Below are 10,431 nucleotides of genomic sequence, written 5' to 3' on the forward strand. Positions count from 1 at the left end.
GCACCTCCGCATCGTCGCATCCGCCCGACAATCACTCGACAGGTCTTGCCAGCCACTCTAAAACCATCCACGTCGATCGCCACCGGAAATCAGTCAGCAGCCACAAGACCCGCTGTTACCAATCCCCAATCCCGACTCCCCAATCCCTAACTCAGAACTTGGCATCCAAGGTCAAAAACACCTGCCGCGGCGCACTGGCGTGGAATGCCAGCTGACGGCCATTCGGATCGCTGTTGGCGAACGCGGTGAGGTTGGACGCATAGCGCTTGTCGGTGAGGTTGGTCACGTTGAGCGAGAGCTTGAGCCCCTGCAGCACGCCGGCCTGGCCAAAGTCGTACCCGGCGCCCGCATCGAACGAGGTGTAACCGCCGAAGCCCTGGTCGTTGGTGTAGGTGTAATAACGCTGGCCGGTGTACTTGCCGCGCAGGTTGATGTTCCAGTTGGCGTAGTTGAAGGCGATTTCGCTGGCGAACATGCGCTTGGGCGTATCCACCGTGGTCTTGCCGGCAGTGGGAATGGTTACGCCGTTCTGCACGTAGTTGTCGTCGTAGGTGGAGCGGTTGATCGAAGCCGAGTTGTACCACTGCAGGTAGCTGGTCGGCTTCCAGATCATGGTCAGTTCGCCGCCGCGGCTGCTCACCGAGCCCACGTTGAAGAAGCGCGTGGTGCAGGCCGGCGTGGTGCCCTGCTGGATGCTTGCGCAGGGATTGAGCGAGAGCAGGCGGTTGTCGAAGGTCACGTCGTAACCCACCAGCGAGGCTTCGAAGCGGTCACGCACGAAGCGGTAACCGGCTTCCACGGTGCGCGACTTCTCCGGCTCCAGTGCACCGACGCTGGCATCGAAGGAGGCCTGCGTCACCAGCAACGGACCACCGGCGCCACCGCCCTGGAACGCGGCGATGTTTTCCGCGTACGAGGCGAACACTTCCTGTCCGTCTGCGATCCGATAGCCCAGACCGACCTGCGGCAGCACCGACTCGCTGGCCTTGATCGAGCCGGTCGCCACCGGCGCTTCCACCGCCAGCCCCGGCGTTTCGCGCGCGGTCATTTCGGTGCTCGGGCTCTTGATGCCCAGATCCACGCTCAGGCGCTCGTCGAGGAACTTGAAGTTGCCCTGCACATAGAACTGCCGCGTGGTGATGATGTAGTTCTGCGAGAACAGCCGGCGGTCGGGATCCTGCAGGAACTTGTCGTCGCTGACCGGCCCGTCGATCCAGTAGAAATTGCGCTCCACATCGTGGTGATTGCGCTCGTACCACAGCCCGGCTTCGAGATGATGCGGGCCCAGGTTCCAGCCAAGCGAGGCGATGCCGCCGGTGCGGTTGATCCAGTAATTTGTGCTGCGGATGGAGATCGGCAATGCCTGCGGCGTGCCCGGGTTGGACGCCTGGCCCGGCGACCACCAGTGGCCCTGACCCTTGTTTTCGTGGTGGTAGACCTGGGTGTGCAGGCTGATCGCATCGTTGGGCTGGAAGTCGCCGGCCACATAGAACAGATCGTCGTCGCGCAACGCGCGGCTCTGGTAGTACGCATCGTCGATGTTGTCCACGCCGCCGCTGAAACCGCAGCGCGCCGCATTGCGCGTGGCCGGTGCGCAGTACGCCGCGGCCAACGCCCGGTTCCAGTCCGGTGCATACAGGTTCCAGTCCCAGCCCAGGCCACGCGCCATGCCGCTCTTGGACAGATACGAATAGTCGGCCTGCGAGGTCCGCGAGGTGTCGGCGAACGCGGTCAGCTTGCCGCCGTCAAACTGGTACACGCCCTTGGCATTGAACTGCCGCGTGGTGGTCGGCGACTCCGGGCGCGCCCACATGTCGGCTTCGGCATTGATGCCGGACAGATACGCCGAAAACCCGTTGTAGTCGCCGGTGTCCACGCGCAGGAAGGTGCGCCGGTTGGCATCGGAGCCCACCGTCTGCGACAGCTGCCCGCCGAACACGCTGGACGGATCGGCCGAGTAGTACTGGATGGTGCCGCCCAGGTTGCTGGTGGACGCGGTGCCCAGTGCGCCGATGCCCGAGGCCAGCTCCACGCCGCCGAAGTTTTCCGCAATCAGGGCGCGGCTGATATTGAGGCCGTTGTAGTTGCCGTAGGCGTTGTCGCCCAGCGGCAGGCCGTCGAGCGTATAGCCCAGGCGCGTGCCGTTGAAGCCGCGCAGGCTGATCGTCTGCGACTCCTCGTTGGCACCGAAGGCATCGTTGGATTGCACGTTGACGCCCGGCATGCGGTTGAGCAGCTTCTGGATGCTGGTGCCCGGCGGCAACACCGGAATGTCCTGCTGGGTGATGCGCTGCACCTGACGCGTTTCGCCCTGGCCGATCACCGAGACCGCGTCGAGTTGCTGCACGGTCGTGCCGGTATCGGCAGTCACCTCGGGATCGGCGGCGTGGGCAGCCGGCGACAGCACGAGCGCGGTAAAGACGGCGGCACTTAACAGATGGGTCTTGGGCATGAGCGGCAGGGGGGACGAGTCAAAAGATGACGGCAAGCGTGCGACAGCCGTCTTGCGTCGATGCGACCGGGACATGACAGTGCTGCGACAGCAGCTGCGCATTCCGCGCCGCAGCTGCGTTGCGCTGGCATGCAGATGTCATCTGCGCGTCGTAATCTGCGCCCTCATCCATCCGTGTAGTCTGAAGGTTGCTGCATGTCCGATCGCATTGCTCGCGCTTGTTTCCGGACGCTGACCAGCGTCGCCATCGCGGTGTTGGCAGTGGGATGCGGCAGTGCAAGCGCGCGCGACAAGGTGGCCTCGACGGGCTCGGTGATCGCCACCGATGCACATGGCTACCTGGAAAAAGCACAGGTGCCCGACAGCCTGCGCCTGGTACCGCCACCGCCGCAGGACGGCAGCGCCGCGCTCGCCAACGATCAGGCCATCGCCACATCCATGCTTGCCCTGCGCGGCACACCACGCTGGGACCTGGCCACACAGGACGCTGCGCTGAGTTTCCCGGCGGCCGCCAATCACTTCAGTTGCGCGCTCGGCATCCAGATCGACCAGGCGCACACCCCGCACCTGCTGCGCCTGCTCGAACGCAGCATGCGCGACGCCAGCACCAGCACCAGCGCAGCCAAGGCCCGTTACCAGCGGCCACGCCCGTTCATGCGCAACGACCAGCCGATGTGCACGCCCGACGACGACGCGGCGCTGCGCAAGAACGGCTCCTACCCTTCCGGCCACACCGCCATCGGCTGGAGCTGGAGCCTGATCCTGGCCGAGCTGGCCCCCGCCCAGCGCGACGCCCTGCTCGCCCGCGGCCGCGCCTTCGGCGACAGCCGCCTGGTCTGCAACGTGCACTGGCAGAGCGATGTCCTGCAGGGCCGCATCATGGGCGCCGCCACCGTCGCCGCGCTGCACGACAACCCCGAGTTCCAGAAGGATCTAGCCGCTGCGCGCCGCGAGATCGACAAGGCACGTGCAAAGCAACCTGCCACCGCCGCTGCATCGCCAGCATGCGATGCCGAGAACGCGGCATTGCAGACGGTGTTGCCGGGTGTGATGTGACGCGTTCTGCGGCGCAGTTACGGGCGCTCGCTTCGAGTTTCGGTATCGGCATGTGACCCGCTGTACAAGCGTTGCGCTTGTCGCCGTCCCTGATCCTTGATGCAGAACACCAATAGCCAGCGTCTGCATCGGCTGGTCATGCGTCGCGGCAGGTAAGCGGTCTACTTGCCGATACAAAAACTCGAAAAGATCTTGCCCAGCAATTCGTCGGCGCTCAGCTTGCCGGTGATCTCGCCGAGTGCTTCCTGTGACAGGCGCATTTCTTCGGCGGCCAGTTCGAGCTGTTCGAAGCCCAGCTCCAGATCCGCTGCGTCTGCATGCTGTTCGGCGCGGCGCAATGCCTCGACATGCCGCGTGCGTGCGGAGAATTCGCCTTCCACGCTGTCCGCTCCGTCGCCCAGTGCGAGTTCGCGCAACCGGGCGTGCAACTGCTCCAGTCCCTGCCCGGTCACCGCCGAGACCGCGACCGCATCGCGATCGAGCGCTGTGGCTTCGGCCAGCAGATCGCATTTGTTGTGGATCCACAGCTGACGCGGCACCGTATCGATGGCATCGCCGATCGCATCGCGCGCGGCTTGCGGGTCGCGTGCATCCAGTACCACCAGCGCCAGATCGGCGCGCTGCAGTTCGGCACGCGCGCGCCGCATGCCCTCGCGCTCGATCGCATCACCACCTTCGCGCAGGCCGGCGGTGTCGACCAACACGAGTTCGAAACCATCGAGCTGGATGGCTTCCTGCAAGGTATCGCGCGTGGTGCCGGCGACATCGGTGACGATGGCGCGCTCGCTACCGGCCAATGCATTGAGCAAGGAACTCTTGCCCGCGTTGGGCGGACCGATCAGCACCGCGTGCAGGCCGTCGCGCAGCTTGCGCCCGCGCTCGGCATCGCGCAGCAGTTGCGCCAGCAATGCGCGCGCCTGCTGTAGCCCGTCGCGCACCTGCGCTCCGCCCAGGGTGTCGAGCGGCTCGTCGGCAAAGTCGATCGCCGCTTCCACATGGATGCGTAGCCGGGTGAGGCTGTCGCTGAGCGCATCGACACGTTGCGAAAACACACCGTCCAAGGATCTGCGCGCAGCGCGTGCCGCGCGCAGATCGCCGGCGGCGATCAGATCGGCAATGGCTTCGGCCTGCGCCAGATCGAGTTTGCCATTGAGAAAGGCGCGCTCGCTGAACTCGCCCGCGCGTGCCTGCCGCGCGCCCAGCGCAATGCAACGCGCCACCAGCTGCCGCAACAGCACCGGGCTGCCGTGTCCCTGCAGTTCCACCACCGCCTCGCCGGTGAAGCTGTGCGGCGCCGGAAACCACAAGGCAATGCCATCGTCGATCACCTCGCCCTGCGCATCGCGAAAGCGCGCGTAGCGTGCCTGCCGTGGCTGCAGATTCGGGACACCCAGCTCGGCGGCGATCTGCGCCGCCTGCGGCCCGGACAGGCGCACGATGCCGATGCCTCCGGTTCCGGCGGCGCTGGCGATGGCAACAATGGTCGATGGCGAAGAAGACATAGTCAGACAGGTTACGCGGATCAGAGACGTTGCAGTTGCGTGCGTGCCTGCTCGGCGCCGCTGCCTTGCGGCTGCAGTTCCAGATAGGTGGCGTAGGCCTTGCGTGCCTTGTCGCGATCGCCGGCTTTTGCGTAGGCATCGCCGAGATTGAGATAGGCCACCGCACGCGACGGATCGATTTTCAAGGTATTTTCCAGCCAGCGCGCCGATTCGGCAAAGCGTTCCTGGCGGTAGTACACAAAGCCCAGGTTGTTGGCGGCCAAGGCGAAATCCGGGCGCAGCTTCAAGGCTTCGGCAAACTGCTCGGCCGCTTCGGCGTAGCGTTTTTCCTTGTACAACTGCAGGCCGCGCTCGTTGGCCAGCTGCGCACGTTGGCGGTCGCTGCTCTTCACCGCGGTCGGCAAGACCAGCCTGGCTTCGCCGCCTTGCAGCGTCTTGACCGTCACCGGCGCCGCAGCTGTTGCAGCACCGCTGGTGGTGGCGGCAGGACGCGCCGCATCCACGCGGCCGTTGAGTGCGATCGCATCGGCAGACAACTGCGCGGTACCGGCGGTCAGGAACTCCTCGCCACTCGGTACCTGGAACACGAACTCCCCGCCCTGCGAGCCGGGCAGGCTGCCGAATGCCGGGGTCTGCGCCGACACTGCCGACACTGCCGGTGCGACATAGGCCGCCAGTTCGGTCCCGGTGATCAGGCCATCGCCATTGAGGTCGCCCTTGCCCGCCAGCGCCTGCAGCAGCACCCAGGTAAATACCGAATGCCCGTTCGGGCCGCTGTCGGCCACCTGCTGATCGGCACCGCCGGCAGTGAGCATCTGGCGGGCGATGCGTCGCGCGTTCTCGCGCAGGTAGGCGCCGGACGTCGGCCCGCCGCGCGTCAGCCCCAATCCGCTATAGCAGGCATCCATCACGAACAGCACATGCTTGGCCTGCAGGCTTTCGGCAATGTTCTGCAGGTCGCTCATCGCGATCGCATCGCTGGCCAGTTGCTGCGGATCCGAGTCGACCGGAATGATGTAGCCCAGGTCGCGCCCGGATGCCAGCCGGCGCGTGGCGCCATGCCCGGCGAAGAACACGAACACGCGGTCGTTGGTCTGCGCGCGTCCCTCGCCGAGGCGATCGTGGAATGCCGCAAGAATATTGTTGCGCGTGGCCTGCCCGTTCTTGAGCACGATCACCTGCGAGGACGGAAACCCCAACGGGCCGGTAAGGGTGCTGGCGATGGCCTGCGCATCGTTGGCGGCATATTCGAGCTTGGGCCAGTGCGCGTAGTCGTCGATCCCGATCACGATCGCCCAGGAGTTGGCGTAGCCGGTGGTCACGGTCGCCTCGGCCGCCGCGCTGGGCGCGTGCGCCACCGAAAACTCGCGGCCATTCCAGCCGGCGAACTGGTAACCATCGGCGATCAGGCGATCCAGGATCTGCGGCAGCGCCTTCACTGCACGGTCGTGGATGTCATGGAACAACACGATGCCGCGCTGCTCCTTGTTCACCTGGTCGAGCACGCGCTGCACGATCGACTCGGGTACCGGGTCGGCCCAGTCCATGGAGTCGATGTTCCACATGATCGACTTCAGGCCTGCCTCGCCCAGCAGCTGCAAGCCTTCGGCATTGCGCGCCCCATACGGAAACCGGAACAACGGCGCACGCTTGTCGTCCACCGCCCGCAACAACGTGTCGGTGTCCAGCACCTGGCTGCGCAACGCATCGCCAGTGGTCTTGGACAACTGCGCATGGGTCAGGCTGTGGTTGCCCACCGCATAACCTTCTTCCATCAGCGTGTGGCTGATCTTGGATAACGGCGCGAGTGTCGGCTTGCCCTGCGCGTCCAGGCTACCCAGGTTGCGGCCCACTTCGAAGAACACGCCCGGCACGTCGTAGCGTTTGAGGATGGCCACGATCTCCTCGGTATAGGCTTTGTGCGGGCCATCGTCGAAGGTCAGCACCACCGTCTTGGGCGGCAGGTCGCGGCCGAAGATCTCGCTGTCGCTCTCGCGCGCGGAGAACGGGTACGGCTCCACCACGCCATGATCGCGCAGGATCTTTTCGCGCGTGTACAGGCTGCGCAGATGCGCCACGTAGTCGTCCCACTTCTCGCGCTTGGGCACGATCGCGCGGCTGCGATCGAAGCGGCTGAATATCTGCGTCAGTTCCTTGTTGTAGCTGCGCTCGATCTCGTCCAACGCTTCCAGATCCTCGCCGATGCGCTGATGCAGCTTCACTGCCGGCAGTGCCGAATCCCGGCCAATGCGTGCGTGCAGGTCGCGCAACACTTCGGCAAACGCCAGGCGGTCGGCATCGTAGAGATCCGGTGCCGATTCGATCTCGTCCAGCACCGTGGCGATCGTTGCGAAGCGGCGCGCTGCGTTCGACGTCAACACCGTCTCGAATCGCGCAGCGATGCGCTCGCGCTGCTGGAGGTTTTCATGGAACAGCTGCTGCCCCACGCTGCTGGAGGTGGCGCGGTCGCGTGGCGTCTGGGCATCCGCATCGGCCAGCAACACGATGATGCGGCGATGCCGGTCCAGTTGCTCACGCAGCTGCGCGATCAGTGCGCGTGCGTCGTCGTTGTCGGCTTCGGCTGGCGCACCAGCGGCGGCCGGCGCAGCGGTGCTGGCGGCAGACGCTGCCTCGCCGGCGGTCTGCTTGCCGCAGCCGGCCATCGCCAGCATTCCGGCGCAAGCGGCGCACAGCAACAGGCGATACAGCGGCGATGACATCACGACGGCGTCCTTGGCGATGAAGACAACAGGGCAGACAGCAACTGCGGCGACATGCAGAAAGCCCGCCTTGCGGCGGGCTCTGTGCAACTGCGCTTACTTGGCGTTGGCCTGGATGATCTTGCTCGGCTTCTCGCCGTGCTGGCGGATCATCCACCACTGGATCAGCAGACCCAGGCCGCCGTTGACCACCCAGTACAGCACCAGGCCGGCCGGCATGAAGGCCATCATGACGCCGAACACCAGCGGCATGAACTGCATCATCTTGGCCTGCATCGGGTCCATGCCCGGGGTCGGGGTCAGCTTCTGCGTGGCCCACATGATGGCGATGTTGAGCACCGGCAGGATGAAGTACGGATCGCGCGCGGTCAGATCCTGGATCCAGCCCAGCCACGGCGCCTGGCGCAGTTCCACCGATTCCACCAGCACCCAGTACAGCGCGAAGAAGATCGGCATCTGGATCAGCAGCGGCAGGCAGCCGCCCATCGGGTTGATCTTTTCCTTCTTGAACAGCTCCATCGTCGCCTGCTGGTACTTGACGCGATCGTCGCCGTAACGCTCCTTCAGCTGCGCCAGGCGCGGCTGGAAGCGGCGCATCTTGGCACCGGACTTGTACTGCGCAGCCGACAGCGGATACAGCGCCAGACGCAGCAGCACCACCAGGCCGATGATGGACCAGCCCCAGTTGTGCAGGAAGCTGTGCAGATGGCTCAGCACCCAGAACAGGCCCTGGCCGATGATGGCCATGATCGAGAAGCGGCTGTAATCGACCACGCGGTCGAGCCCCTTCACGTCTTCCTTGGCGATCAGGCTGACCAGCTTCGGGCCCACCCACAGGCGCGCTTCGGTGGTCGCTGTCTGGCCCGGCGCCACGGTGAAGGCCGGGCCACGCAGTTCGGCCACGTCACGCGGACCGTCCTGGTTCAGCACGTACAGCGAGGCCTGGTCCTTCTGCGGAATCCACGCAGTGAAGAAGTGGTGCTGCAGCAGCGCCACCCAACCGCCGGTGATCTGGCGATTGAGGCCGCCGTCGTCCATGTAGTCCTTGAACGCGCGACGCTCGTAGCCTTCCTGCGGGCTGTACCAGGTCGCCCCGTTGAAGCTGAAGGAATCCGGGTTGGTCATGCCGCGGCTGAGGATGGTCGGCACCCGGCTCAGCTTGCGGAACACGTAGCCGTTCCACGGCGCGCCACTCTTGTTGATCACCTCGTCCTTGATCGAGATCGCATAGCGACCGCGCTCCAGGGTGAAGGTGCGGCGGATCGACACGCCGTTGGGGCCATTCCACACGAACGGCACCACCAGGGTGTTCTGGCCCTTGGCCAGTTCGAACGCGGTGCCCGGCTGTTCGGCGCGGAAGCCGCCCACGCCCGGTACCGGCGAATGCTCGCTGGCCCAGCCGCTGGTGGCGTTATAGGGGTGCGCGGCATCTTCGGTCAGCAGGCTGACCGGCGCGGTGCCGTCCTTGGTCTGCGGAAACTGCAGCAGTTCGGCGTCGAGCACGCTGCGGCCGTCCAGCTTCAGGCGCAGCACGTCCGAGGTCAGGGTGATCACCGGCGCAGCACCGGCAGCGGCCGGCGTCGCGGCAGTCGTGCTGGTCGCCGGTACGGCGCCCGGCACGCCCGCCTGCGGAATGGCCTGGGCCGCCGGCACATTGGCCGACGGTGCCGCAGCGTCAAGATCGCGCGCAGCCGGCACCGACTGCGTCGCCGCAACCACCGGCGCATTGGCGGCGGCCTTGTCCTTGCCCCACTCCATCCACAGCAGCGCCGCGACCATCAGCCAGGCAAAAATCAGGAAAACACGGGTCTGGTTCATCGGGCAGCAACTCGCTCAGTCGGAACTGGGTTCCGGCTCTGTCGGGGAAAGGGAGGATGGGTGCATCGTCCTGGCGGGCGGCATTGTGCCGGGCGCAGCAGGCAGGGGCAATGCGCCGGCACGGCGCAGCAGACGCAGGAAGGCGTCGCGAATCTGTGGATTGGTCGCTTTTGCGGCTGCGGAGCGCGCCACAATCACGTAATCGCCGCCGGCAAGCTCGGGCAGCAGATGCCGCATGGCATCGCGCAATACGCGTTTGATCCGGTTACGTCCCACCGCACGCGTATCGACCTTGCGCGACACCGCCATGCCCAGGCGCGGCGGCGTATCGCCGGTCCGCCAGTGCAGGCTGAGCAACGGGTCCGAGGTACGACGTGCAGTATCGAAAACGACCGTATATTGCGCACGCGTACGAACCCGCGCAGAGCGAGGAAATCGCCTGCACGGGTTCGATGCGTTCACGTTAGGGACTGCCTCGGCCGCAGGGAGCGGCGCGGCAATCAAGCGCTCAGGCGCTTGCGGCCCTTGGCGCGGCGGCGAGCCAGGATCTTGCGGCCGTCGGCAGTTGCCATACGTGCGCGGAAGCCATGGTCGCGTGCTCGCTTGAGGTTGCTGGGTTGGAAAGTACGCTTGGTGGCCATGGGGCCCTCTGCATGAATGGAGACGAATAGAACCGGCAATTCTATAGGGCCATCAGAGGCCGGGTCAACTCCCCGCAGAAGTCAGGGGAGGTGATGGCGGTCAAGCCCTGTGGATGGACCTGTGAATAAGTCTGGGAAAACCCTGTCCTCGGTGCTAGTCTGGCGCATCCTCTTTTCACTACCGGGCTGCGAGCACGGCGCTTTTCTGCGCGCCGCAGCCAGCAACAGATGATCATACTTTG

7 protein-coding genes are annotated in these 10,431 nt (G+C 65.5%); 1 reads left to right on the top strand and 6 read right to left on the bottom strand.

Annotation, left to right across the window (positions count from 1 at the left end; all coding sequences use genetic code 11):
• Positions 1-151 precede the first annotated feature (151 nt).
• Entirely contained in the window at positions 152-2,452 is a 2,301-nt protein-coding gene (locus AC1PLS_RS21130) for a TonB-dependent receptor (RefSeq protein WP_184380604.1), read from the bottom strand.
• A gap of 195 nt (positions 2,453-2,647) precedes the next feature.
• Here AC1PLS_RS21130 and AC1PLS_RS21135 point away from each other — a divergent pair, with 195 nt between their 5' ends.
• Positions 2,648-3,508: an acid phosphatase gene (locus tag AC1PLS_RS21135; protein WP_065033267.1), complete on the top strand. Its 861-nt coding sequence runs from the start codon at positions 2,648-2,650 to the stop codon at positions 3,506-3,508.
• 161 nt (positions 3,509-3,669) lie between these two features.
• Here AC1PLS_RS21135 and mnmE read toward each other — a convergent pair whose 3' ends face one another.
• From mnmE to rpmH, 5 genes are all read right to left on the bottom strand, one after another.
• Positions 3,670-5,010: a tRNA uridine-5-carboxymethylaminomethyl(34) synthesis GTPase MnmE gene (mnmE, locus tag AC1PLS_RS21140; RefSeq protein ID WP_184380606.1), complete on the bottom strand. Its 1,341-nt coding sequence runs from the start codon at positions 5,008-5,010 to the stop codon at positions 3,670-3,672.
• 20 nt (positions 5,011-5,030) lie between these two features.
• Positions 5,031-7,733: a polysaccharide deacetylase family protein gene (locus AC1PLS_RS21145; protein ID WP_184380608.1), complete on the bottom strand. Its 2,703-nt coding sequence runs from the start codon at positions 7,731-7,733 to the stop codon at positions 5,031-5,033.
• 93 nt (positions 7,734-7,826) lie between these two features.
• Positions 7,827-9,548, bottom strand: coding sequence for a membrane protein insertase YidC (yidC, locus tag AC1PLS_RS21150; protein WP_024939151.1), 1,722 nt, complete (start codon positions 9,546-9,548; stop codon positions 7,827-7,829).
• 15 nt (positions 9,549-9,563) lie between these two features.
• Positions 9,564-10,010 (bottom strand): ribonuclease P protein component, encoded by a 447-nt coding sequence (gene rnpA / locus AC1PLS_RS21155; protein ID WP_039512801.1) that lies wholly within the window; start codon positions 10,008-10,010, stop codon positions 9,564-9,566.
• 38 nt (positions 10,011-10,048) lie between these two features.
• On the bottom strand, positions 10,049-10,189 hold the full coding sequence (gene rpmH / locus AC1PLS_RS21160) for a 50S ribosomal protein L34 (RefSeq protein WP_002805908.1): 141 nt from the start codon (positions 10,187-10,189) through the stop codon (positions 10,049-10,051).
• Positions 10,190-10,431: the final 242 nt, after the last annotated feature.

The sequence above is a fragment of the Xanthomonas sp. NCPPB 3218 genome, from assembly GCF_056725185.1.

Excerpts from the sequence above, each read along its gene's own strand:
- AC1PLS_RS21135 (WP_065033267.1), top strand. The coding sequence starts at position 2,648 with ATGTCCGATCGCATTGCTCGCGCTTGTTTCCGGACGCTGACCAGCGTC.
- AC1PLS_RS21130 (WP_184380604.1), bottom strand. The coding sequence starts at position 2,452 with ATGCCCAAGACCCATCTGTTAAGTGCCGCCGTCTTTACCGCGCTCGTG.
- rpmH (WP_002805908.1), bottom strand. The coding sequence starts at position 10,189 with ATGGCCACCAAGCGTACTTTCCAACCCAGCAACCTCAAGCGAGCACGC.
- mnmE (WP_184380606.1), bottom strand. The coding sequence starts at position 5,010 with ATGTCTTCTTCGCCATCGACCATTGTTGCCATCGCCAGCGCCGCCGGA.
- yidC (WP_024939151.1), bottom strand. The coding sequence starts at position 9,548 with ATGAACCAGACCCGTGTTTTCCTGATTTTTGCCTGGCTGATGGTCGCG.